Here is a 22,869-nt window from a genome sequence, read left to right as displayed (position 1 = left end):
TGCCAGCGTCGACTCCGCCTTACCCTGGGTGAGGTGAGTATCGAAGATGCCGGAACGGCCCCCACAGACGGACTCGCCGGATGGGCGCTCGATCTCATGGATCAGCTCGGCGGGGTCGGCGCGGGCATCGCCATTGCGCTCGAGAACTTCTTCCCTCCGCTCCCCAGCGAGGTCATCCTCCCGCTCGCGGGCTTCGCGGCGAGCCTCGGCAGCTTCACCCTCTTCGGTGCGCTCTTCTGGACCACGCTCGGCTCGATCGTCGGAGCACTGGGGCTCTACTCCCTCGGACGCTGGGTGGGTGAGGCACGGATACGCCGCGCGGTGGACCGGCTGCCTCTCGTCGACGTCGACGATCTGGACCGGACCACCGAATGGTTCCGGCGGCACGGCCGCAAAGCAGTGTTCTTCGGCCGGATGGTGCCCATCTTCCGCAGCCTCATCTCGATCCCGGCCGGCGTGACACGCATGCCGATCTGGCAGTTCACTGCGTTCACCACCGCGGGCAGCCTCATCTGGAACAGCATCTTCGTGATCGCCGGGTATCAGCTGGGCGAGAACTGGTACCGGGTCGAGCCCTATGCGGAGACGTTGCAGTACATCGTGATCGCCGTCGTGGTGATCGCTGTTGCCTACGCCATCGTGCGACGCATGCGGTCGAAGGCAGAGCACAATACGGACGAGTCGGCCGGCACAGACAAGTAGTGGGTCCGTCCGACTCGGTAATGCGCAGGTAATGACCCGAAAGCCCCTCCCGCAGAGGTGGCAGATGGGTGTATGTTCTTCTCCGCGCGGCTCAGTGAGGGTCGGCTCACCTTAGTACGGGAGTTGCTCCATGTCCGCTCTGGCTGCAGGCGCCGATGCACCGTCCATTGCCACTCAACTGGCGGGGTCCGGGCTCATCGGCCTCCGCGAGGGACTCGAAGCCGGAATCGTCGTCATGATCCTCGTGGCGTTCATCGTCAAATCCGAACGTCGCGATGCCCTCAAATGGGTGTGGCTCGGCGTCGGGATCGCTGTGGCGTTGGTCGCTGCCACCTTCCTGATCATCCATTTCGGGACGAACACGCTCGACGGTCTGGCCGCCGAGATCGCGGCGGGCATCGCCTCGCTCATCGCGGTCGTGATCGTCACGACCATGGTGCTGTGGATGCGTAACGCCGCCCGGACGATCTCCGGCAATCTCAAGTCCGGCATGGAGAAGGCACTGGTCGTCGGACCGGTCGCCGTGCTGTCCCTGTCGTTCTTCGCGGTCGGCCGTGAAGGTCTCGAAACCGCGTTGCTGATGGTCGGCTACGCAGAGAACACCGCCGGTAGCCCGTGGCCGCTCATCGGACTCCTGCTCGGTATCGCCGTCGCCGCCGGGATCACCGTGTTGATGTATCTCGGCGCTATCCGAATCAACATGGCGAAGTTCTTCACGTTCACCGGAGCCTTCCTCGTGGTCGTGGCGGCAGGGATCCTCGGCTACGGCGTGCGTGCACTACAGATCGGCGGGGTACTGCCCGGTGGCACGTCCCTTGCCTTCGATGTGTCCGACACCTACGACGCCGGAAGCTGGTACGGAACGGTCCTCGGCGGCATCTTCAACCTCCGCCCCGATCCGACGGTCCTGCAGTTCACCGCGTGGCTCCTCTACCTGGTCGTCGTCCTGTTCCTGTTCCTGAGGCCGTTCGCTGCCGAGCCACGGGTCCGCCCGTCGCAGGCCGCCGTAACCCCCTGATTTCGCGTCCGCGATCCGTGTGCGCTCGCTCGAAAGGTACGAATATGCGTCGTTCCCTCTACTGCGCCGGGGCTGCCGCCCTGCTTCCGTTGGTCCTCGCCGGATGCACGGAGAAAGCGTCGTCCGACGCCGAGGCGATCACGGTGACGGCCACCGACACGTCCTGCGACGTATCGACCGAGGAGGCCGTCACCGGCCATTCGACGTTCGCTATCACCAACAACGGCACCAAGGTCACCGAGTTCTACGTGTTCGCCACGGGCGACCGCGCGCTCGGTGAGGTCGAGAACATCGGCCCGGGCCTGACTCGGCAGCTCATCGTCAGCATCCCCGAAGCCGGTGAATACGAGCTTTCGTGCCGGCCGGGCATGGTGGGCGATGGTGTCCGCCAGCCGTTCACCGTCACCGGAGACTCCCAGGCGGCAAGCGACGCCGACGGGAAACTCGCCGAAGCCGCCGACGGCTACCGCCGCTACATCCGAAGCCAGGCCGAGGCGTTGGTGACCACCACCGGCGAGTTCGTCGCCGCGGTCGAAGCCGGCAATGTCGACGAAGCCAAGCGGATGTTCCCCCTGACCCGCACATATTACGAACGCATCGAGCCCGAGGCCGAAAGCTTCGGCGACCTCGATCCGCGCCTGGACCTACGCGAGGCCGACCTCGAACCCGGTCAGGATTGGACGGGCTTCCACCGCATCGAGAAGGACCTGTGGGTCGACGGACTCCAGCCCGACACCAACGCCATTGCCGATCAGCTCGTGGTCGACATCCAGGAGCTCGCGAACCTGGTGAATGCAGAGGACTACACGATCGATCCCACCCGCATCGCCGGCGACGCACAGGGCCTACTCGACGAGATCTCCACGTCGAAGATCACCGGTGAGGAGGACATCTTCTCCCACACCGACCTCTATGATTTCCAGGCCAATGTCGACGGCTCGCAGGCTGCGATCGCCGCTCTGCGTCCGGTCCTCGACGAGCAGGATCCAGAACTCGGACCGGTGATCGACAGTCGGTTCGCCGACCTCGATGCAGCCTTGCAGCAGTATCGGGAAGGCGAAGGGTTCGTCTCCTACGACACGGTGACCGAACCGCAGCGTCAAGAACTGTCCCGCTTGCTCGACGCACTGTCCGCTGAGGTCAGCAAGGTTCAGGGCGTTGTTGCGGAGGCATCGGGGCAATGACCGAGAACCCGGGGATCTCCCGCCGCCGACTGTTCGGCGCGGTGGGGGCCGGAGCGGTGCTCGCAGGAACGGGTGCGGTGATCGGCAGAGCCACCGCACCCGAATCCGACACGACCGACCCCATCGTCGCGTTTCGAGGGGCGCATCAGGCCGGGGTGGTCACTCCGGCGCAGGACCGCTTGCATTTCGTTGCGTTCGATGTCACCACCGATAACCGTGACGCGTTGATCGCGCTCTTGAAGACGTGGACCGAGATGGCCGACCGGATGACCGCCGGCCGCGAGGCCACGGAGGACGGCGCGACGGGCGACGGCGCCTATCACCCACCGAGCGATACCGGTGAAGCACTCGACCTCGGCCCATCCCACCTCACACTCACCATCGGATTCGGCCCGTCCCTGTTCGACGACCGGTTCGGGCTCGCCCACCTCAGACCCACAGCACTCGAAGACCTCCCGCACTTCCCGGCCGACAATCTCGACCCGACGCGTGGCGGCGGCGACATCGCCGTCCAGGCCTGCGCCGACGACCCGCAGGTCGCGGTGCATGCAATCCGCAATCTCGCGCGCGTCGCGTTCGGAACTGCATCGGTGCGCTGGTCGCAACTCGGTTTCGGGCGGACCTCGTCGACGTCGACATCGCAGACGACACCGCGGAACCTGTTCGGATTCAAGGACGGAACGAACAACCTCAAAGCCGAGGATCCTGCCGCACTCGACCGGTCGGTATGGGTCGCACCAGCAGACGATCAGCCTTGGCTCGGCGGCGGCACGTATCTTGTTGCGCGACGCATCCGGATGCTCATCGAACAGTGGGATCGTGCGGTGCTCGGCGAGCAGGAAGCGGTCATCGGGCGCGACAAGAGAGAGGGTGCACCGCTCGGGAAGACCCACGAGTTCGACGAACTCGATCTCGAATCCAACGGTCCCGACGGGCCGTTCATCCCCACCACCGCGCACGTCCGGCTCGCGTCGGCGCAACATCTCGGTGGCATCGAGATCCTGCGTCGCGGCTACAACTTCACCGACGGGTCCGACGGCTTCGGCCATCTCGATGCCGGCTTGTTCTTCATCGCCTTCTGTCGCGACCCACAGACCCAGTTCGTGCCGATGCAACTCGCGCTTGCCCGGTCCGACGCTCTCAACGAATACATCCAGCACGTCGGATCGGCAGTGTTCGCGTGCCCGCCCGGTCCCGGTGAGAACGGTTACTGGGGCCAGACACTCTTCGAGGCCTGACCTGCGGCCCAGGCATTCCCCGAGTCCTGACCCAGGGCACAAATTTCGTCCGAGCGCAATGTAACGAAAAGAACACAGTGAACGACACCCCTGACGAGGCATGTAGAACAAAGGGGTTCATCGTGGCACACCAGCAGTTGCTGTTCATCGGACGTCCGGACGCGACCGAGGTCGCCCACTGGAGCACCTTGCGCGAGCTGGCTCCGCAGCGAGGGTGGGTTCCCACCCGCAAGTTCGAGCCCGGCAAAGTGACCTGGGCGGTCGCTGCGAACAGCCTTCTGGCAGATCAGGCAGACGTCGTCGACGCGTTGCGCGAAGCCGACGTCCCGTGCACCACCGCACTCGACGCGATCAAGAACGCATACAGCTGATACCCGAAGTGGGGATCCGGGCCCGGATCCCCACTTTTCAAATACTCACGTGATGTCGCCCGACCGGCAGCACCAGCGGCTTTCCGGAGACAGGGTCCTCGATCACGCGGCTGTCGAGCCCGAACACCGCGGCGACGGTCTCACTCGTGAGCACGTCCGACGGATCACCCGCCGCATAGAGCCGCCCGTCTGCGATCGCGACGAGGTAGTCGGCGTAACGGGCGGCGAGGTTGAGATCGTGCAGCACCATGACGATCGTCGTGCCGCGGTCACGATTGAGGTCGGTGAGCAGGTCCAGCACCTCCACCTGATGACTCACATCGAGGAAGGTAGTGGGTTCGTCGAGCAGCAGCACGTCGGTCTGCTGCGCGAGGGCCATCGCGATCCACACCCGTTGACGCTGGCCACCCGACAATTCGTCGACGGCGCGTTCGGCAAGTTCGGTGGTATTCGTGGCGGCGAGCGCATCGGCGACGGCGGCGTCGTCCTCGCGACTCCACCTCGACAAGACCCGCTGATGCGGATGCCTGCCGCGTCCGACGAGATCCGCGACGACGATCCCCTCCGGAGCTATCGGCGACTGCGGCAGCAGGCCCATAGTACGAGCGAGCTTCTTCGCAGGCAGCTTGTGGACGTCCTTGCCGTCGAGCAATACATGCCCGCCGCGCGGCGCGAGCAGTCGCGACATCGACCGCAGTAGCGTCGATTTGCCGCACGCATTTGCGCCGACGATGCATGTGATCATCCCGGAAGGTACGTCGAGATCCAGGTTCTCGACGACCGTCCGGTTACCGTAGCCGAGTTCCAGATTCTCGACCGTCAAAGTGTGCGATGCGGTCACAGCGAGCCTCCCGCTCGATTGGAGCGAATGATCAGGTAGACGAGGTACGGTGCTCCGAGGGCGCCGGTCACGACGCCCACCGGGTAGCGGGTACCGAATGCGTACTGGCCCACGAAGTCGGCGACGAGGACCAGCAACGCACCTACGAGCGCCGCCGGGACGAACAGCGACGTACCCTGCCCCACGATGCGCGCGGCGATCGGACCGGCGAGGAATGCGACGAACGCGATCGGTCCGGCTGCCGCGGTGGCGAACGCGATGAGTCCGACGGCGGCGACGATCGCCACTATGCGTGTGCGCTCGACGCGCACACCGAGTGCCTGCGCGGCCTCGTCGCCGAGCTGGATTACCGACAGGTTGCGGGTCTGCGCCAACAGCACCGGACCGAGAATCGCGAGTGCGACGATCACGGGCACGGTCGCGCCCCACGTTGCACCGTTGAGGCTGCCGGTCAACCAGCGCATGGTCTCCTGCAGATCCCATGCGGCTGCGGTGCTCAGCAGATACGAGGTGACGCTGTCGAGCATGGCTGCGATGCCGATGCCGATGAGGATCAGCCGCGTCCCCGCGACACCGCCTCGATACGACAGCGCATAGATCAACAGCGCCACGCCGAGCCCCGCGACGATCGCGAAGATCGACACCTGAGTACTGCCGAGACCGAGCACGATGATCCCGAACGCGGCAGCGGCGCTCGCCCCGGCACTGATCCCGATGATGTCGGGACTCGCGAGCGGATTGCGCAGCATCGTCTGAAAGGTGATGCCGCCCAGACCGAAGCACACTCCCGCGACCACGGCGAGCACAGTGCGCGGCAGGCGGAGTCGGCCGACGGTGAACGTCGCACCGGGGACGTTTTCGCCGAGGATCACGCGGACGATGTCGGACGGCGGATAGAACGTCTTCCCGAACATCAGGCTCGCGACGAATGCGGTGAGGACGAGCGCGCCGAGGATTCCGATCACGATGCGTCGACGTCGTCCGCGGCGCACTCGGCTCGCGGCGACCTCGTCGACATCCGGTTCGATGGTGGTGAGTGTGGCTGTCACAGTTCTCGGAGTTTCTGCCGGCGGACGATGTACACGAAGAACGGTGCGCCGATGAGCGCGGTGATGATGCCGACGTCGATCTCGCTGGGTCGCGCGACGATGCGGCCGACGACGTCGGCGGCCGTGAGCAGCGCGGCACCGACCAGTGCGGAGAAGGGCAACAGCCACCGGTTGTCGACGCCGATCAGGAGCCGGCACAGGTGCGGCACGACGAGACCGACGAAGGCGATGGGGCCGGCGATCGCGGTCGCGGCGCCGCACAGCAGCACCGCTCCGAGCGAGGCGAGCCCTCGCGCGAGCGCGACACGTTCGCCGAGCCCGGCGGCCATTTCGTCACCCAAGGCCAGGGAGTTGAGGCTGCGCGCCGACAGCAGGCAGATCACGAATCCTGCGATCAGGAACGGCATCGCCTGCCCGATCACGTCGAAGGTCGCGCCTCCCACACCGCCGATCTGCCACGAGCGCACGTTCCCCGCGATGTCGTTGCGCGGAAGGATTATCGCGGTGATGAACGACGAAAGGGCGGCCGCGGTAGCGGCTCCGGCGAGTGCGAGTTTGAGCGGTGTCGCTCCGCCGCGGCCGAGCGAACCGATCATGTAGACGAACACCGCGGTCACGCCTGCGCCGAAGATCGCGACCCACAGCATCGCGGTCTGCGTCCACAGCCCGAACCAGGCCATGCCTACGACCACCGCGAGCGACGCTCCCATGTTGACGCCGAGGATTCCGGGGTCGGCCAACGGGTTTCGGGTGACGCCTTGCATCACCGCACCTGCGAGTCCCAATGCCGCCCCGACGAGAAGTGCGAGCACCGTTCGCGGGATTCTCTTCGCGATGGCGCCCTGCCCGATGTTGTCGGTCGACCCGCCGAGCGCGGCGACGATGTCGGCCCACTCCACATCACGCGACCCGATGGTGACCGACGCAACGACGAGGAGCGCGAGCACCCCGAGCAGAACGAGGAGCCACGCGGAGTTGCCGAGCGCCGAGCGCCGCGAGAGTGCGGCGCCCGGCGTCGATGCTTGTTGTACGGAGGTCACTCCGCGTTGGTCTTGCTTGCTGCTTCGGCGAGCATCTCCACGTAGTCCGAGAGCACCCACGAGATGGCGAGCGGCGTCGGGTTCGCGGCGGTGCCGAGCGGGCCGGAGCCGTCGAGGAAGACGATCGAGTCGTTGGCGACCGCGGGCATCTGCGACAGCAGAGGGTCTGCCTTCAACGAGTCGACGAGTGACTGGTCGCCGTAGGTGACGATGATCTGGACGTCATCGAACACGTCGACCTGCTCGGCGCTGACCTTCTGCGAGAACTCGTCGCCGGTGGAAGCGTCAGCGACGCTCTTCGGGGTGGCGAGTCCGAGGTCTTCGAAGAACGCGGCCCGCGTGTCGTTGGCGGTGTAGAAGCTGACCTGGCTCAGGTCGGCGGTGTCTACGTGGGTGAGGAACATCGCCGCCTTGCCTTCGAGTTCCGGGTGAGAGGCGGCTTCGTCGGCGATCTCGCTCTCGAGGCTCGCGATGAGATCCTGGCCTTCTTCGGCCATCCCCATCCCCTCGCTGTTGATCGCGATCATGTCGCGCCATGCCGTCGCCCAGGGGGCTTCGGGGTACGCGATGACCGGAGCGATCTCGCTGAGGGTGTCGTAGTCCTCCTGCGTGAGTCCGGAGTAGCCGGCGAGGATGACGTCGGGGTCGGTATCGGACACGGCTTCGAAATCGATGCCGTCCGTCTCGTCGAACAGCACCGGGGTTTCGCCGCCGAGCTCCTCGAGCTTCTCCTCGACCCACGGCAGCATGCCGTCGCCGTCGTCGTCGCCGAAGTTCGCGGCGGCCATACCGACCGGCACGACACCGAGCGCGAGGGGCACTTCGTGGTTGGCCCACTGCACGGTGGCGACGCGCTCCGGCTTCTGCTCGAGCGTGGTGGTGCCGAGGGCATGCTCGATGGTGATCGGGTATCCGCCGGAGGTGGTGCCGGTGTCGCTCTCGGTGGTTTCCGGGTCGGAGCTACAGGCCGACAAGCCGAGTGTGACGGCGACCGCGGCGGCGGCCACTGCCAGGAAGCGCTGTGAACGCATGGGGACGAACTCGCTTTCGTGCAGGGGGTGCCCACATCCGGACAGATCGGATGTTAGGCGAGGTTTGCCTAAACCTAATGTTTGCCGACCTGAGACGCAATCGCGCGATCGGGCCACCGGTTATCGCGATCGGGTCACGACTCGTCGCCCGTTCAGCCCGCGCGGAACGATGCCGGTGTCGCCCCCGTGGCCCGCCTGAACGCCGCACCGAATGCGCTCGCCGAGCGATACCCGAGCTGCTCTGCGACTTCGCCCAGCTCGATGCCGTGTCCGAGGAGCATCACCGCGTGCTGCGCTCGCACTGCCGCCACCCAACGGCCGAAGCTGAGGCCTGTCTCCGCGCGGAACGCACGTGTGACGGTGCGGCGGCTGACCCCGAGTTCCGTCGCCCAGTCCGACAGGGTCCGCGGGTCACCGGGGTCCTCGCCGATCGCTTCGACGATGGGTCGCAGCAACGGTGAGGCAGGCACCCGGACCAGCAGCTCGTGCTCAGCGGGGACGAGCACGTCGATCACCATTTTCTCCGTCAACGATCGTGATGCAGGCTCGAGCGAATCGTCGGCGAGGCGGTCGAGTAGCAGACGCAGCAATGGTGTCATCTCGACGGCCACCGGGCCATCGGACAGCGACGGCGCATGGTCGATACCGAAATGCGCAGTGCGATACCACGTCCCCGTCGGCATGATGCCCCAGTGCAGCAGACCCGCCGGGATCCACAGTCCGATCGTCGGGGAGATGGTCCAGGTCTGGGAGCCGATCGTTGCGCTCGATGCGCCGCGCTCGTTCCACAACAGCTCATGGGTGGGATGCGAGTGCGGCTCGAAACGGGTGTCGCGTCCGATGAGTTCGTCCATACCGGCGATCACGAACGGCACCTCGATCTCTCCAGCGGCGTAAACCGGCAGTGCCCTCGTCTCCACGACTCCTCCTCGCTTCCAGCTCTCGGCGGTCGATTATGTCGCCCTCGGTCGGCGCGGCCGATTCCGGCCCGAGTACCGGCCGTGCGGGAGACAATTGCCCGAACCCCTTCGACCGAAAGGCTCGATCGTGTCCGAGGTCAGTGAAACTTCCGTCCTGGTCGTCGGCGCCGGCCCCGTCGGGTTGACAGCCGCAATCGAACTTCGCCGCCGGGGCGTCTCAGTCGTCGTCATCGACAAATTGAAGACACCCACGCACTACGCCAAGGCCGTGGGGATCCAGCCTCGAACTCTCGAAGTGTGGGACGCGATGGGAGTGGCCCGACCCGCGCTCGATCTATCGACTCCGATGCACGGGCAGATCGTGTTCGTCAACGGCGACGAGGCAATGCGAGTCGACCTCGAACTGCCCGACGATGTGCCGTATCGCTTCACGTGCATGCCGCAGTACGCGACCGAAGAGGTACTCCGAAGGGCACTGGCAGAACGCGGCACGAAGGTGCGGTACGGCGTCGAACTCACCGGCTTCGAGCAGTCCTCACGGGGCGTCGTCGCCGCCCTGCGCAGCACGGACGGCACCGAGCACCTGTCGGCACGCTATCTCGTCGGCTGCGATGGGGCCCACAGCGCGACGCGTAAAGGATTGGGATCCTCGTTCGAGGGCGACGCGTTTCCCGAGGAGTACATGCTCGCCGATGTCGAACTGGATTGGTCGTTGCCCTCCGGATATGCCGTACGTGCAATGACGCAGGAGAACGGTTCCACGTCTGACCTGATGGTGTGCATCCCGCTACCGGGCGACCAGCGGTACCGCGTATCGTCGCTGGTCGCACCCGATCTGGCCACCACCAGAGGGGACGGCGCGGTTGCCCATGGCCTCGAGGGAAAGAACCCGCCGACTCTCGCCCACATCCAGGCCGTGCTGGATCGTCTGGCCCCGGAGCCCACACGCGCGCGAAACATGCGGTGGTCGTCGGTGTTTCGGATAAGCCACCGGATCGTGGATAGTTACGGCGCCGGGCGGGTGTTCCTTGCGGGCGACGCCGCGCATATCCATCCGCCCACGGGCGCACAGGGTATGAACACGGGAATTCAGGATGCGTACAACCTCGGCTGGAAACTCGCGCTCGCCGTGAGTGGAAATGCTGCCGACGGTCTGCTCGCGAGCTACGACGTCGAACGCCGGCCGATCGGCGAGGACGTAGTGGGTCGCACCGTGCGTCACGCACGTGAGGGTATCGGAAGCGGCGAGACCGACGTGGAGACAATCATTCTGAGGGAAGCCCAGCTGCTACTGAACTACCGGAACAGCCCGATCGTCGGGGGCTCGACAGATGGTGGTGGCCCCGTCCCTGGCAATCGGGCGCCCGATGCTCGCGAGCTGCGTCAGGATGCACTGGCCGCACCACTGCGACTGCACGACCTCCTGCGCCACCCGGGCCACACTGTGTTGTTGTGGGCCCCCACCGGGCCTGCCGTGAAGGAGTCGGCCGACCTGGCCGAAGGCATCGCGGACAGATTCGGAGGCCTGGTGCGCGGGTACGTTCTCACACCGGACCTCGCCCAGGCCGCCGACGGACGGGTACTCCGCGACGAGCGGGGCAACGCAGCACGGATGTACGGGTTCGGTGCGCACCCGGAGATCGTCGTGGTACGACCCGACGGCTATGTGGGATTTCGCGGGCCCGGAGCAAGCATGACGACGCTCGTCGCACATCTCGCGAACGTGCTGCATATCGCGGAGTGAACTACGAGGACACCACCATCGGCACGATGAATTGCCGGGCGATCACCGAAAGCTGATCCTGATCGTCGAGGTCGACCAGATCGGTCGGGGCCATGAGGAACGACGCTGCGATCCGCACCATCATCTCCGCGGTGAGATCGATGTCCATCTCGCGCGAGATGGTGTCTGCCTGCTGTTCGCGGCGAAGCTGCCCCGCGACGAACTGCCGTGCGATGGCGAGCATCCGACCGTCATCGACGAGCAATCCTGCGAGGAGTGTCGGTTCGGCGTCGAGAAGACCACCGATCAACGAGTTGGTACGGATTGCGGTCAGCGAGCTCACGAATCCGAGAACGATACGATCGGCGACGGTGCGTGCGGATCTGATATCGACGAGGAACCGATCGAAATATCGACGAAATTCGCGCAGCAGTACCTGCTCGACGAGCGCATCCTTCGTCTCGAATCTTCGGTAGAGCGTGACCCGCGACAGGTTCGCCCGCCTGGCGACCTCCTCCATCGACGAGCGCTGGATTCCGGAACGGCAGAACTGTTCGTGGGCTGCGTCCAGCAGACGCGTGCGCACGGTGTCGGCCTCATCGGCATTCTCGACAGCTTCGAGCAAAGCGCGCTCGAGTAGAGATTCCGAAGCCGCTGTTCGGGCTTGTGGTTGAGAATCCACGATCACCTCCTGGGGAATCCGAGGCTACACGCCGTTCCGTGCGGCAATTTCGGCAAAACTGCACACGTACGTCGTCACACCGTGTTACAAAATGATACGCAGTAACGGATTTTGTAACCCTGTTTCTCTCTGCATCTCATCGGGGGTAGATGGCATGACCGATCTCAGTAGGCGAAAGATTCTGGCGGCCGGCGGGGCTCTGAGCGCTCTCAGCGCAATCGCGCTCGCGACGCCCGCCAACGCACAACCCTGGCGGTGGTCGCCGGCGGGCTCGATCCCGGGCACCGGTAGCGGCGCAGATCCGCGAACCGTCTGGGACACCGAAGCCGACCCGCTGGTCGCATCGCTACTCGACCGAGGCGACGTACCCAGGGTCAATCAACTCCTCCGCACATGGACGAAGAACGGACAGCCCCTGCCCGACGGACTTCCCGCCGACCTGAAGGACTTCATGGAGCGGGCACGCCAACTGCCGGAGTGGGCAGACCGCGGCAAGCTCGAGACCGCGGTGCGTTTCAACGAGAAGCGCGGCCTCTATCTCGGCGTCCTGTACGGCTTCGCGAGCGGCATGATGAGCACGGTGATCCCGAAAGAGGCTCGCGCCGTGTACTACTCGAAGGGCGGCGCCAACATGAAGCGCCGCATCTCGAAGACCGCGAAGCTGGGTTACGACATCGGCTCCCGTAACGCGTACCTCGACGACGGCGAGATGATCGTCACCGCCGTGAAAACCAGGCTCGTGCATGCTGCAGTACGTCATCTTCTGCCGCAGTCGCCGCACTGGGAGGGCGCCGCACCCGAAGACATTCCGATCAGCCAGCACGACATGATGGTCACCTGGCACAGCCTCCCCACGACCGTCATGCGCGTGTTGAAGCAGTGGAAGGTGCCGATTCCGGCCAATGAGTCCGAGGGGTTCCTCCATTCCTGGCAGATCAGTGCCCACATGCTCGGCATCGAGGACCAGTACATCCCCGCGACCTGGGACGACGCCGAGTCCCAAGCCCAAGCGTCGCTCGACCCTGTGCTGGCACCCACCTCCGAAGGCCTCAAACTCGCGGACATGCTCCTCGACCTCGGCGCCGGACTCGATTTCACACTCCTCAGCCGGCCGATCCTGGGCGCCCTGACGCGCTTCACGCTCGGCGACGAAATCGCCAACTGGCTGAATATCCCCCGAGAGTTGCTGTGGGACAACCTCCTCAATGTGGCATGGGGGCCATTCATCGCGGTGCGCGAGGGGCTACTTCCCCTGCCGTTGGCCCCGGAGGCGTACTGGACCTTCGACGAACTGCTCCGCCAGTTCGTGCTGCTCTACATGTCCGAGCTGCGGACGATCAGCATCGAGATTCCGGAGTTCAACAACCCGAACTACCCCTGAGGGCTGGTCGCGCGCCCGCCGATCTCCCGCGAGTGCTGTTCGGCAGCGGGAGACCGGCGAGCGCGCGAACCGACCTGCGTCAGCGAGGATCCGGCCCCTCCACCAATGGCAGCGACTCATCGGCGGTCCACGCGTTGAGCGATCCGTCGTACACCGCGACGTCGGAACGTCCAGCCACCGCGAGCGCATGTGCAACACCCGACGCGGCGATACCACCACCGCAATATGTCACCGGGTGCACGTCCGGGTCGAGCGCACCCGCCTTCTCGAACACCGCCCGCAATTCGGCCGGCTGCTTCAGACGCCCGGTCGACGGATCGACGAGATCACCGAACGGAATGTTGATGCTGCCCGGAATGTGCCCGCGGCGGGGGTACGACGGGCTGTCACCTCGATAGGTCGCCGGGTCGAGAGCGTTGATGATCAGTGTGTGCGGGTCGTCGAGCGCACCACGCACTTCGCCGGTGGAACGCAGCAGTTCGGGACGGCGATGCGACGTGAAAGTGGCGGCGTGCGGGATGACCTGCTCGTCCGACACCGGGTAGCCCGCTGCCGTCCAGGCCGGTAGCCCACCGTCGAGGACGGCAACATCGTCGAACCCCTCGAGCCGCAGCTGCCACCAGAGACGGGCAGCCCAGATCCCACTCGACTGGTCGTACACCACCACCCTGCGGCCGTCCCCTATTCCGACGGCACCGGCAGCCGTTGCGAAGCGTTCGGACGGAGCGGCGGTGAACGGCTGGGCGGCATGATGATCGGAGAAGTCGGTGAACAGATCTGCATACACCGCACCCGGGATGTGGGCTTCGAGGTACGTGGCGAGACCGGGCTCGATCTGCACCGACCCGTCCGGCGGCATCGTGAGGTGGGTGGTCGCGTCGACGATGACCAGGTCTTCGTCGGCGAGCTGCTCGTACAGCCATTCCGGCGAGACGGTGTGCGGTTTCGGTTCACTCATCGGGTCCTCCTCAGTTCTCGGTACCGATCCATCAGAGCAATGTTCGGGCTCGGGCTCGTGTCACATCTTGACCGCGTAACCCATGTAGGAGATACCGGTGAATCTCGTTCGTCCGAAGTCCAGCCGCCTGCTCACCTCTCCCCACGGGAGCCGGCCCCGCGCGCCCCGCACCATGTCGAGTACCCGCAACGGATTCTTCGACCGTGGTCCGAGACCCACGATCTCTCCGGCGCGGAGTCCGTGCCTGCTCATGACCTCCGCGAGTTCCTCCGGCCGCACGCACATCGTCCAGTCGTGGATCGGAGTGTCGAAGAGCCGGGACCATCGCCACTCCTGCATGATCTTGATAGCAACGAGTCGGCTGGTCCAAGTCCGGTTGATGGTGTCGAACAAGAACAATCCTCCCGGTTCGAGCACCCGGAAGACCTCGCCGATCACCGCGTCCAGATCGGTGACATGCTCGAGCACGTCGCAGCAATACACGACGTCTACCCAGGAATCGCGAACCGGCAGCATCTCGCCCCTACCGCGCAGGTAGTCGATCTCGAGGTTTCCCTCGGCCGCGTGTCTGCCCGCTGTGAGCAGGGAAATCCCCGACGGGTCGACACCGACAACACCGAATCCGATCTTCGCGAACTCTTCGGCAAGGAACCCACCACCCGACCCGACGTCGAGGGCACGCAGTCCTGTGTATTCGCGACCGACCCTCTTCTCGAGCACCTCGAGGAAATACGCGAAGCGACCCGATGTCAGACTCCCGTGCAGCATGTTGAGGGGATTGTCCTCGTCCCACCACGCTGCACCTTCACGGTTGTACACATCGTTGTCGATGGGCACGGAAGTCACCTGCACATCCTCGAGGGATCATCTCGCTCTGCCACCATCGCATGTTCCGGCGATCGGCATGCGCAATCAGGTGGGATCGACCCGCATCATCGCGACGATCCTCGCCGTGCCCGCTACACCGCGGATCAGTTCAGGTATACGACGACGTCACCGCCGACACAGGTGACCACAGGGCTTCCCGAGCACTTCATGGTCTGGTTCTGCCCGGTGGCCGGCTCGCGCGCCTCGACTGTCACCAGCCCGTATCGCAACGGCTGGTCCAGGTAGGAGCGACGCACCGCTTCGGCGAACTCACAGGACATGGCCGGGTCTGCGATCGCGGCGCTGGTCACCTCAGGGCTGTCGAACGCGCGGGGGCACGAAGTCGCATTCTGCGGCACACTTTCCAAACCTTCCAGACCCGCGACAGGAGCCGAGGACGAAGTCGTGGCCATGTCGCCGTCGTCCTCGCCCCGCGGCGAGAGAAGGATGATCCCGACAACGACGATGGCGATCACAACAACAGCTGCTGCAATCTTCGGCATCGCAGAGTTCGAGGTCTTGCCCATTGTTCACAAGGTCCTTCGATCACCGGCCTGCACACGCAAGCCGTCGAGCTCGTCGCGGCACGCGACCGCGCAAGGTCGGCCGATGTAACCGACTGCATGTACGTTGTACCATTCGCAAGACTAACGGTATCCATCGTTCGAACTACATGCCCGTGACCTGAGCCACGTGCGACGGTCACGCCAGATCACGCCGCAGCGGAACCACCACAGCCGCCGCCGATGCCACTGCCGCATACATCAGCAACACGAGTGCACCGAGCGCGGGAGTGAGCAAGGCCGCCGCCCCCGACGACATCTCCCCCGCCATGGTGTCGCTCAGGAACGTGAAGTTCGTCAACGCCGATGTCGCCCCTCCCGGCATGAACGGATACAGCGTGTTCAGACCAGGCAGGATCATGAGCACCGGCTCGAGGAAATAGAAGTACCCGAGCACGATCCCGACCGCGACGAGTTGGCTGCGCACGAGCGCGCCGATCCCCACACCCAGCAATGTGTAGATCGCTGCGGCCACGGCAACGCGAGCGAGGACCGCCGCGAGACCTCCCGTCGTGGCGCCGAGGTCGATGCCCCTCGAGGCCGTGACCGCCCACAGCGCAAGCGCCGACGACAACGACATCAAGAACCCGAATGCGAGACCGAAGACGCTGTAGACGAACAGTTTTGCGGCGAGGACCGCCCCTCGTCGCGGAACCGCCAGGAAAGTGGTGCCGATGGTCTTGTGGCGGTACTCGCCTGTGACCGCAATCGTTCCGAACAGTGCGGGCACGAACAGCAACAGACCGGTGAAGCCCACGGCGATCGCCACGCCCTCCGGCGTATCGAGGCCGGGCATCGGCGGCGACGCGTTCTCCGGACCCACCACGCCGAGCACACCGGTGAGTCCGGCACCGGACAGAACGGCCGCGACACACGCCCACAACGGCAAGCGCGTGGAGAACAGCCGGAAGAACTCACCGCGGACCGCGTTCGTCATTTCACAACCGCCCTCTCGGTGAGGGAAAGGAAGGCCTCTTCGAGCGTGTCCCCTGTGGCCACGAGTTCGGAGAGTTCGCCCGTCCACGCGATGTGCCCACGATCGATGAGCACTACGTCGTCGATGGTGTTCTGCAGTTCGGACAGCGCGTGGCTCGAGATCAGCACGGTGCCACCGCCTGCTGCGAACTCACGAAGGAATGTGCGCAACCATACGATGCCCGAGGGGTCGAGACCGTTGGACGGTTCATCGAGGACCAGGACCTCGGGATCGCCCAGAAGTGCGGTGGCCAGCGCGAGCCGCTGTCGCATTCCCGTCGAGTAGGTGCCGACGCGGCGGTCGGCGAACCGGTCGAGTTCGACCGAGTCGATCACCTCGCCGACTCGCCGCACCGGATGACCCCCGAGTGCGCAATAGGTGCGCAGGTGGGCGCGGGCAGTGGTCGCGGGGTGCGCAGAGGCGATGTCGAGCACAGCACCGACAGTGCCGGTAGGAAACGGGAGGTCCACGTACGGGACCCCGCCGAACCGGGCGGTGCCCGCATCGGGTCGGATCAGGCCGAGGAGCATCCGCAAGGTGGTGGATTTGCCTGCTCCGTTGGGGCCGAGGAATCCGGTCACTCGTCCAGGCTCGGCGGTGAAGCTCGTGTCGACAACAGCATCGACCATGCCGAATCTCTTGGTCAGGTGTTCGACTGCAATGCCGGTCATGACGCCGAAGCTCCTTGAAGACCGCGAGCGAGTTCGACGGAGCAGGGGCTGCTGACGAGTAGTTCGTCGAACTCGTCGCCGGCCACGCGGCCACGAAGCACTATGCGCAGCAATGGTTCACCTCGCTTCATGACGACGAGCCGTTTGGTGCCGCGGGGATGCGTGAAGGTGCCCACTTTGAGGAAACCGGAGATTGCGAGACCGTTCCGGATGCCGAGCACTTCGGAGGTCCACCCCGGCAGCACCTCCACACGGACTATCGACGACCTCGGGAGCGACAAGTGGGTGCGACGGACGAAGAGTGCTTCCCAGCCGGTGAAGGCGAGGTGCAGGGAAGATTCGGAATGCGATAGGTCGGCCATGGCGGTGGCCCTTCTGTCAGCGGTAACCTGGACTCGATAGTGAGAACATTATCAGAGTGAGAACAATGGAGGAAAGGGCCAGATGGACGGCGAACCGTCGATAGCCGACGTCGTGCTGCACCCGGTACGGTTGCGGATCATCCAACAGCTCGGTGGTCGAAGTCTGACCACCGCAGAGCTCCGCAAGGAACTACCCGACATCACCCAGGCCACGCTCTACCGCCACGTGTCCGCGTTGATCGACGCACAGGTCGTCACCGTCGTGGACGAACGACGCGTCCGCGGAACCATCGAACGCACGCTCGCGCTCGGCGAGCGCATGGCGCACGTCGGCCAGGACGACCTCGACGCCGTGGGCAACGCCGAATTACGCAGCGCCTTCGTCTCGTTCCTCGGCATGCTCGGCAAAGAGTTCGACAAATTCATCGACAGCGGCGATCGAACCCTCAGGAACTACCTCGGATTCGGCGCGACACCGCTCTACGTCGACACCGACGACCTCGCCGAAATCCAGGCGAAATTCAACGAAGTACTCGCCTCCTACCGGACCGAGAAGGACAACGCCATCCGCATCACCTTCGGAACCACGTTGATCCCCACCCCTCCGATGGAATCCTGATTACGTGTCGGCGTCGTGCCCGAGATCCGCGATCCCGCCAGATGCGGCAGCACATGAGTACGTCGCAATTGTCGGACCCCGCTGGCACTCTGGCCGACATGAGAGACGCGCGGATGAACAGGCACACACGATGACGGCCCGATCGGGTGACGAGTTCGATGCGGATCGCGCCGTGTCGGACATCGCAGCCGCACTCGCTGTTCCACTCCCCACCTCCGGGCCCACCACCGATGAGGGAGAACCGAACACCGGCGAATGGACGATCACCCGGGGTGCCGGTTTCCAGCTGTTCCCGCTCTGGGAGAGCAACGACTTCGTCGGCGTATACGCACCGGAATGGAACGTCGCGGAGGAGGCAGCGGAAGGCCATCTCACGTCGTTGATTGCGGAGTTGACCCGCCGCTGGGGGCCTCACCGCACGGTGACGATGGGGCCCGCATTATGGCAGCCGCCCACCACTGAACCCTTCCGCACACTCGTCGCCAAGGATTGCCTAGGTGATCTGGCGGTCTGGGGTCCGGTCACCGAATCGGATTCCCGTTGGGTCGCGGTGTCGCTCAATCAATGCGACGGCGACGCCCCGATGATCCTGACCGCACTGATCACCGACAGTCCGATCGATCCGCTCGAGTAGCTTTGAGGCCCGCAGTTCCCCCACCGGCCCGCTTCGGACTGGCACACTCGCGTCCATGAGCGATCATCCCGTCATCGTCACTGTCACCGGCCATGCCGAACGCGAGTTCGCCCCGAACCGGTGCACGGTCGCGCTCCGGGTGCACGCTGACGGCACGACGCGCGAGCACGCCGCCGACCCGGTCGCCGCCGCGATCGTCACCCTGACCGACCTCGTCACCGAGCTGCGCGAACGCAACAACAGCCCGGTCACTCGCTGGACCTTCGATCAGGTACGCCACAGTCGACACCGCCCGTACAGCAAGGACGGCAAGACCCGCCCTTGGCGGTACACCTCCTCGGCGTCACTCACCGTGACATTCCGCGAGTTCGACGCGGTCAGCGCGTTCGTCGACACTGCCTCCGAGGTCGAGGCCGTCGCGATCGCAAACCTGAACTGGTGGATCACCCGCAAGACCCGCGAGAAGCGGATGGCGAAGGTCCGCGACCTCGCAGTCCGCGATGCCCTCGCCAAAGCCAAGGGCTACACGAAAAGCTTGGGCTACAGCGACTTCCGTGCTCTCGCCGTTGCCGATCCAGGAATGCTGGGTCTTCAGCCGGGCCCGAGCCCAGGTGCAGGAGGTGCACCCATGATGCGAGCGATGCGTTCCGCTGCGGCGTCGGCGTCCGAAGAGAACGGTCCCGGCTACTCTCTGGAACCCGACCGCATCACGCTCAGCGCCGACGTCGAAGCGCGATTCGAGGCGTCCTGACGCAGAGGATTTCCGTACCGCGAACCGCGACATCCGACCTACAGTGGGGCAGGCTCGAGAAAACCGGGGGTCGCCGTGAACTCGAACGGGACGATGATGGCGTGGCGGGTAGCAGACCCGCGACCGATCCACGAGCACCCGCTCGTCTTCGAACCCGGCCCGATCCCCACGGTGGGTCCCGACGAGTTACTCATCGAGATCCAGGCCTGCGGGGTCTGCAGAACCGACCTGCATGTCTCGGAAGGCGACCTGCCCGTCCACCGGCGCCACGTGGTTCCCGGGCACGAGGTGGTAGGTACCGTGCACCGGACCGGCGACGCGGTCAGCGGCTTTTCACCGGGCGACCGCGTCGGCGTCGCCTGGCTCCGGTACACCTGCGGACGTTGCCGGTATTGCCTGCGCGGGCGCGAGAACCTCTGTCCCCATTCGCGATACACCGGGTGGGACGATGACGGCGGATACGCCGAATACGTCACGGTCCCTGCACAGTTCGCACTTCCACTCCCGGAGGGCTACGACGATGTCGAACTCGCGCCCTTGTTGTGCGCCGGCATCATCGGGTTCCGCGCATTGGAGCGCGCGGCCGTTCCGGAGGGCGGGCGCCTGGGCATCTACGGTTTCGGTGGTAGCGCCCATATTGCGGCGCAGGTGGCGATGCACCGCGGAGTGTCGGTTCATGTCATGACCAGGAGCGCCGACGCCCGCGCGCTCGCCGAGGAACTCGGCGCAGAATCCGTGCAGGGCTCGGCCGACAGGCCACCCGTCCCGCTCGACGCCGCCATCGTGTTCGCACCCGTCGGAGATCTGATCCCGACCGCACTCGAAGCACTCGACCGTGGTGGAATCCTCTCCCTCGCCGGCATCCATATGACCGATGTCCCTCCGCTGAATTACCAGCAGCACTTGTTCTACGAGCGGGAGATCCGGTCGGTGACAGCCAATACACGCGACGACGCGCACACCTTCCTGCGCTTCGCCGGTGAGCACCGGATCCAGGTGAGCACGGTGCGCTACCGGTTGTCGGAAGCGGACCGAGCATTGACCGATCTCGCCGACGACCGAGTCCGCGGCGCCGCCGTCCTGGTGCCCGACCGCGAATAACCTCCGCCCGCACTCGTAGTCGCGCCGTGCAGGCACGCACCTACGAGGAGTCCCGATACGTACTGCACCTCGATATCGGGTTGAGCGAAGATTAATTATGTGGGTTAGTCTAACCTAACTATTACCCGGCCGCTTTCGACAGGAGCACAACGTGCGCCCACCACGCCGTGCCACACGCACAGCACCCGCACTTCTGACACTCGCCCTACTGACTGCACTCGGCACCGCTTGCGCCGGCACCGAGACCCCCACGAACGAAGAAACCCGAATCATCACCGACCGATTCGGGACCGTCGAGGTTCCCGCCGATCCGCAGCGCGTCGTCGCACTCGGCTGGCAGGAGGCAGATACCGTGCTCGCTCTCGGCGTACAACCCGTCGGCACCGCATCCTTCCCACTGTCCCCCGATGGGCAGGTGCCGTGGCAGACCGATCTGATCGAAGGTGAACCGACGCGGGTCAACACCACCCGAGCCGGGTTCGATGTGGTCGATCTCGACCTCGAATCCATCGCAGCGCTGCAGCCCGACCTCATCGTTGCGACGACATTCGCAGACCTCGAGACCTACCACGACCAATTGAGCGAGATCGCACCCGTGGTCGGTCCGGAAAGCGCCACGTACCTGACGATCCCGTGGCAGGACCAGGCCCGCCAGATCGGTCGCGCACTCGGCCGCGAGGACGCCACCGAAACCCTCATCGACGACGTCCAGACCCACATCGACGAGGCCGTCGAGCGCAACCCCGAACTCGACGGCGTGACATACACGCTCGGCATCGCCACGCCTGTCGGCTACAAGGCCGTCAACGATCCCGACGATTTCAGCAGCGTAATCCTCGGCGAGTTCGGAATGACCCTCACCGACACCATCAGCTCCTTACCCGACACGGGCGACGGCTCCGGGTCGGCGACGATCTCTCCCGAGAATGCGCGCCAACTCGATGCCGACATCCTGCTGTTGAGTTTCTTCGCAGTGGGTGGGTCACAGCAGGCGTTGTCCGATCCGGTCTTCACATCGATTCCGGCCGTCGCCGACGGCCGGTACGTCGACGTCGACGCCGCATCCCTCACAGCGCTGCGCAATGCCTCGCCACTGTCGATCGACTACACGATCAGCGAATTGATAGAAGGACAGATCGCCCCGAACGTTGCCGCGCACAACTGACACGTGACACTCCGGGGTGCGTACAGACACCCCGGAGATGTTCACGAGCTCGCGTCAGATCTCGATGTCGAGGTCGTCGGTCGCAAAAACGGCGCGCCCTGCCTCCATCGACGACCGCGCAGCTTCGAGCCGAGCGATATCAATTCGCGTGTTGGATATTCCGCGCTTCCAGTAGCCGAAAACCTGGATGCTCTCGGCACCCAGTACGAGGTCGTCCCGACAGCGGCGGCGCACCTCTCGTACGTCCTCGCGCTCCCCCGCCGCCCACACCGATGCTCCGGTCGGCACCTCCATCCCGGCGAACGCGGTTGCGAGGGGCCGTTCGACGCCCGGCGCAGCCCGCTGCACCGTGACGAAGTTTCTCCGATCCCCGAGATCGCTTTCGGCAAGCGCGATCTCGTCGTCGGGCGCTGCAGCAACGAGCACCGTAGAACCCTCGATAGGCAGACGAGTGAGGATGCCGACCGCCGCGGGCAGCGCCGAGGAGTCGGCCAGCAGGATTCGCGGCGAGCCCAGTCCGGGAACACGGTGTGGTCGCGGACCGGCGAGCGGTACGACATCTCCACTGCGCACCCGACCGAGCCACTTCATCGCCGGCGACGATTCACCGTGACGGACGATGTCGATCGCGACCGTCCTGCTCTCGATGTCCACGTCGGCGACGGTATAGACACGGGCGGTGGTGTCGGGTGCTCCGTCGATCCCCGCGAACTCGGCCGACTGCTCCGGAAGTGACAGTCGAACGGCAATGTTGAGGCCCGCCCAGTCCTGGAGTGAATGCGTTCCGGAGATCGTGCCGCTCACTCGGATCAGTCCGGCCGCGCGATCGACAACGGACACGACGGTGAACGTCGCCTCCTCGAGCCCGGCCTGGTGTTCGGGTGTGCGCAGCACTTCCATCAGGTCGGCGACCCGGTCGGCTGTGAACGGTACCTCGTCCGGCATAACAACCTCGATCTTCGTCGTACGGAGCCATTCAGATAATGTGAGTTAGTCTAACCTTACAACGATTCCATGGGAGA

Annotated in this window: 25 protein-coding genes; 12 read left to right on the top strand and 13 right to left on the bottom strand. The window is 65.1% G+C overall.

Annotation, left to right across the window (positions count from 1 at the left end):
* The first annotated feature begins 33 nt into the window (after nucleotides 1-33).
* The 5 genes from HCA61_RS19120 to HCA61_RS19100 all read left to right on the top strand — a co-directional run bounded on the left by HCA61_RS19120 (nucleotide 34) and on the right by HCA61_RS19100 (nucleotide 4,513).
* Nucleotides 34-702, top strand: a complete 669-nt coding sequence (locus tag HCA61_RS19120; protein WP_169689780.1) for a DedA family protein — start codon at nucleotides 34-36, stop codon at nucleotides 700-702.
* A gap of 130 nt (nucleotides 703-832) precedes the next feature.
* Complete coding sequence (gene efeU / locus HCA61_RS19115; RefSeq protein WP_169689779.1) at nucleotides 833-1,720, top strand: iron uptake transporter permease EfeU; 888 nt, start codon at nucleotides 833-835, stop codon at nucleotides 1,718-1,720.
* Between the two features lie 44 nt (nucleotides 1,721-1,764).
* Nucleotides 1,765-2,904 carry an iron uptake system protein EfeO gene (gene efeO, locus HCA61_RS19110; RefSeq protein WP_169689778.1) on the top strand — a complete coding sequence of 380 codons (1,140 nt, stop codon included), beginning with the start codon at nucleotides 1,765-1,767 and terminating at the stop codon, nucleotides 2,902-2,904.
* On the top strand, nucleotides 2,901-4,142 hold the full coding sequence (gene efeB / locus HCA61_RS19105) for an iron uptake transporter deferrochelatase/peroxidase subunit (protein ID WP_169689777.1): 1,242 nt from the start codon (nucleotides 2,901-2,903) through the stop codon (nucleotides 4,140-4,142). The genes efeO and efeB overlap by 4 nt, the downstream gene beginning before the upstream one ends.
* 122 nt (nucleotides 4,143-4,264) lie before the next feature.
* Nucleotides 4,265-4,513 (top strand): hypothetical protein, encoded by a 249-nt coding sequence (locus HCA61_RS19100; RefSeq protein WP_169689776.1) that lies wholly within the window; start codon nucleotides 4,265-4,267, stop codon nucleotides 4,511-4,513.
* Nucleotides 4,514-4,550: 37 nt separating this feature from the next.
* Here the strand turns inward: HCA61_RS19100 and HCA61_RS19095 are convergent, their stop codons facing one another.
* From HCA61_RS19095 to HCA61_RS19075, 5 genes are all read right to left on the bottom strand, one after another.
* A complete protein-coding gene (locus tag HCA61_RS19095) occupies nucleotides 4,551-5,354 on the bottom strand; it encodes an ABC transporter ATP-binding protein (RefSeq protein WP_169689775.1) in 804 nt (267 codons plus the stop codon).
* Nucleotides 5,351-6,403 (bottom strand): iron chelate uptake ABC transporter family permease subunit, encoded by a 1,053-nt coding sequence (locus HCA61_RS19090; protein WP_169689774.1) that lies wholly within the window; start codon nucleotides 6,401-6,403, stop codon nucleotides 5,351-5,353. Before HCA61_RS19090 ends, HCA61_RS19095 begins: the two co-directional genes overlap by 4 nt.
* The gene (locus HCA61_RS19085; RefSeq protein ID WP_169689773.1) at nucleotides 6,400-7,443 is read right to left on the bottom strand and encodes an iron ABC transporter permease; all 1,044 of its coding nucleotides are present in this window, start codon (nucleotides 7,441-7,443) and stop codon (nucleotides 6,400-6,402) included. Before HCA61_RS19085 ends, HCA61_RS19090 begins: the two co-directional genes overlap by 4 nt.
* Nucleotides 7,440-8,474 (bottom strand): iron-siderophore ABC transporter substrate-binding protein, encoded by a 1,035-nt coding sequence (locus HCA61_RS19080; RefSeq protein WP_169689772.1) that lies wholly within the window; start codon nucleotides 8,472-8,474, stop codon nucleotides 7,440-7,442. The genes HCA61_RS19085 and HCA61_RS19080 overlap by 4 nt, the downstream gene beginning before the upstream one ends.
* 152 nt (nucleotides 8,475-8,626) lie before the next feature.
* The gene (locus tag HCA61_RS19075; protein WP_169689771.1) at nucleotides 8,627-9,394 is read right to left on the bottom strand and encodes an AraC family transcriptional regulator; all 768 of its coding nucleotides are present in this window, start codon (nucleotides 9,392-9,394) and stop codon (nucleotides 8,627-8,629) included.
* A 127-nt stretch (nucleotides 9,395-9,521) separates the two neighbouring features.
* Between HCA61_RS19075 and HCA61_RS19070 the strand changes: the two genes are divergently transcribed.
* Nucleotides 9,522-11,138 (top strand): FAD-dependent monooxygenase, encoded by a 1,617-nt coding sequence (locus HCA61_RS19070; RefSeq protein WP_169689770.1) that lies wholly within the window; start codon nucleotides 9,522-9,524, stop codon nucleotides 11,136-11,138.
* 1 nt (nucleotide 11,139) lies between these two features.
* On the opposite strand, the gene HCA61_RS19065 is transcribed toward HCA61_RS19070, so the two are convergent.
* Nucleotides 11,140-11,799 carry a TetR/AcrR family transcriptional regulator gene (locus HCA61_RS19065; protein WP_169689769.1) on the bottom strand — a complete coding sequence of 220 codons (660 nt, stop codon included), beginning with the start codon at nucleotides 11,797-11,799 and terminating at the stop codon, nucleotides 11,140-11,142.
* A 154-nt stretch (nucleotides 11,800-11,953) separates the two neighbouring features.
* Between HCA61_RS19065 and HCA61_RS19060 the strand changes: the two genes are divergently transcribed.
* Entirely contained in the window at nucleotides 11,954-13,180 is a 1,227-nt protein-coding gene (locus HCA61_RS19060; protein WP_169689768.1) for an oxygenase MpaB family protein, read from the top strand.
* Nucleotides 13,181-13,259: 79 nt separating this feature from the next.
* On the opposite strand, the gene HCA61_RS19055 is transcribed toward HCA61_RS19060, so the two are convergent.
* The 6 genes from HCA61_RS19055 to HCA61_RS19030 form a co-directional block, all read right to left on the bottom strand.
* Nucleotides 13,260-14,138: a sulfurtransferase gene (locus tag HCA61_RS19055; RefSeq protein ID WP_169689767.1), complete on the bottom strand. Its 879-nt coding sequence runs from the start codon at nucleotides 14,136-14,138 to the stop codon at nucleotides 13,260-13,262.
* Between the two features lie 60 nt (nucleotides 14,139-14,198).
* The gene (gene ubiG / locus HCA61_RS19050) at nucleotides 14,199-14,984 is read right to left on the bottom strand and encodes a bifunctional 2-polyprenyl-6-hydroxyphenol methylase/3-demethylubiquinol 3-O-methyltransferase UbiG (protein WP_169689766.1); all 786 of its coding nucleotides are present in this window, start codon (nucleotides 14,982-14,984) and stop codon (nucleotides 14,199-14,201) included.
* Nucleotides 14,985-15,109: 125 nt separating this feature from the next.
* Nucleotides 15,110-15,532, bottom strand: coding sequence for a serine/threonine protein kinase (locus HCA61_RS19045; RefSeq protein ID WP_169689765.1), 423 nt, complete (start codon nucleotides 15,530-15,532; stop codon nucleotides 15,110-15,112).
* Between the two features lie 175 nt (nucleotides 15,533-15,707).
* Nucleotides 15,708-16,505 carry an ABC transporter permease gene (locus HCA61_RS19040; RefSeq protein ID WP_169689764.1) on the bottom strand — a complete coding sequence of 266 codons (798 nt, stop codon included), beginning with the start codon at nucleotides 16,503-16,505 and terminating at the stop codon, nucleotides 15,708-15,710.
* Complete coding sequence (locus HCA61_RS19035; RefSeq protein WP_169689763.1) at nucleotides 16,502-17,215, bottom strand: ATP-binding cassette domain-containing protein; 714 nt, start codon at nucleotides 17,213-17,215, stop codon at nucleotides 16,502-16,504. Before HCA61_RS19035 ends, HCA61_RS19040 begins: the two co-directional genes overlap by 4 nt.
* Entirely contained in the window at nucleotides 17,212-17,577 is a 366-nt protein-coding gene (locus tag HCA61_RS19030; protein ID WP_169689762.1) for a hypothetical protein, read from the bottom strand. Before HCA61_RS19030 ends, HCA61_RS19035 begins: the two co-directional genes overlap by 4 nt.
* A gap of 82 nt (nucleotides 17,578-17,659) precedes the next feature.
* Between HCA61_RS19030 and HCA61_RS19025 the strand changes: the two genes are divergently transcribed.
* From HCA61_RS19025 to HCA61_RS19005, 5 genes are all read left to right on the top strand, one after another.
* Complete coding sequence (locus tag HCA61_RS19025) at nucleotides 17,660-18,196, top strand: helix-turn-helix domain-containing protein (RefSeq protein ID WP_169689761.1); 537 nt, start codon at nucleotides 17,660-17,662, stop codon at nucleotides 18,194-18,196.
* Nucleotides 18,197-18,326: 130 nt separating this feature from the next.
* Entirely contained in the window at nucleotides 18,327-18,830 is a 504-nt protein-coding gene (locus HCA61_RS19020; protein WP_169689760.1) for a hypothetical protein, read from the top strand.
* Nucleotides 18,831-18,885: 55 nt separating this feature from the next.
* Nucleotides 18,886-19,581 (top strand): SIMPL domain-containing protein, encoded by a 696-nt coding sequence (locus tag HCA61_RS19015; protein ID WP_169689759.1) that lies wholly within the window; start codon nucleotides 18,886-18,888, stop codon nucleotides 19,579-19,581.
* Between the two features lie 93 nt (nucleotides 19,582-19,674).
* A complete protein-coding gene (locus tag HCA61_RS19010) occupies nucleotides 19,675-20,682 on the top strand; it encodes a zinc-binding alcohol dehydrogenase family protein (protein ID WP_206040318.1) in 1,008 nt (335 codons plus the stop codon).
* 151 nt (nucleotides 20,683-20,833) lie between these two features.
* The gene (locus tag HCA61_RS19005) at nucleotides 20,834-21,847 is read left to right on the top strand and encodes an iron-siderophore ABC transporter substrate-binding protein (RefSeq protein WP_169689757.1); all 1,014 of its coding nucleotides are present in this window, start codon (nucleotides 20,834-20,836) and stop codon (nucleotides 21,845-21,847) included.
* A gap of 54 nt (nucleotides 21,848-21,901) precedes the next feature.
* Here HCA61_RS19005 and HCA61_RS19000 read toward each other — a convergent pair whose 3' ends face one another.
* A complete protein-coding gene (locus tag HCA61_RS19000; protein WP_169689756.1) occupies nucleotides 21,902-22,792 on the bottom strand; it encodes an SIP domain-containing protein in 891 nt (296 codons plus the stop codon).
* Nucleotides 22,793-22,869: the final 77 nt, after the last annotated feature.

The sequence above is a fragment of the Rhodococcus sp. HNM0563 genome (assembly GCF_012726195.1).
Taxonomy (GTDB): domain Bacteria; phylum Actinomycetota; class Actinomycetes; order Mycobacteriales; family Mycobacteriaceae; genus Rhodococcus.
Note: the sequence above shows the minus strand (reverse complement) of the source record. Positions and strands in the feature narration are given on the sequence as shown.

Bases quoted from the DNA above. Each gene is read 5' to 3' on its own strand.
- HCA61_RS19040 (WP_169689764.1), bottom strand. From the start codon at position 16,505: ATGACGAACGCGGTCCGCGGTGAGTTCTTCCGGCTGTTCTCCACGCGC.
- HCA61_RS19030 (WP_169689762.1), bottom strand. From the start codon at position 17,577: ATGGCCGACCTATCGCATTCCGAATCTTCCCTGCACCTCGCCTTCACC.
- HCA61_RS19080 (WP_169689772.1), bottom strand. From the start codon at position 8,474: ATGCGTTCACAGCGCTTCCTGGCAGTGGCCGCCGCCGCGGTCGCCGTC.
- efeB (WP_169689777.1), top strand. From the start codon at position 2,901: ATGACCGAGAACCCGGGGATCTCCCGCCGCCGACTGTTCGGCGCGGTG.
- HCA61_RS19045 (WP_169689765.1), bottom strand. From the start codon at position 15,532: ATGGGCAAGACCTCGAACTCTGCGATGCCGAAGATTGCAGCAGCTGTT.
- HCA61_RS19015 (WP_169689759.1), top strand. From the start codon at position 18,886: ATGAGCGATCATCCCGTCATCGTCACTGTCACCGGCCATGCCGAACGC.
- HCA61_RS19035 (WP_169689763.1), bottom strand. From the start codon at position 17,215: ATGACCGGCATTGCAGTCGAACACCTGACCAAGAGATTCGGCATGGTC.
- efeU (WP_169689779.1), top strand. From the start codon at position 833: ATGTCCGCTCTGGCTGCAGGCGCCGATGCACCGTCCATTGCCACTCAA.
- HCA61_RS19055 (WP_169689767.1), bottom strand. From the start codon at position 14,138: ATGAGTGAACCGAAACCGCACACCGTCTCGCCGGAATGGCTGTACGAG.
- HCA61_RS19020 (WP_169689760.1), top strand. From the start codon at position 18,327: ATGACGGCCCGATCGGGTGACGAGTTCGATGCGGATCGCGCCGTGTCG.
- HCA61_RS19025 (WP_169689761.1), top strand. From the start codon at position 17,660: ATGGACGGCGAACCGTCGATAGCCGACGTCGTGCTGCACCCGGTACGG.
- HCA61_RS19000 (WP_169689756.1), bottom strand. From the start codon at position 22,792: ATGCCGGACGAGGTACCGTTCACAGCCGACCGGGTCGCCGACCTGATG.
- efeO (WP_169689778.1), top strand. From the start codon at position 1,765: ATGCGTCGTTCCCTCTACTGCGCCGGGGCTGCCGCCCTGCTTCCGTTG.
- HCA61_RS19010 (WP_206040318.1), top strand. From the start codon at position 19,675: ATGATGGCGTGGCGGGTAGCAGACCCGCGACCGATCCACGAGCACCCG.
- HCA61_RS19060 (WP_169689768.1), top strand. From the start codon at position 11,954: ATGACCGATCTCAGTAGGCGAAAGATTCTGGCGGCCGGCGGGGCTCTG.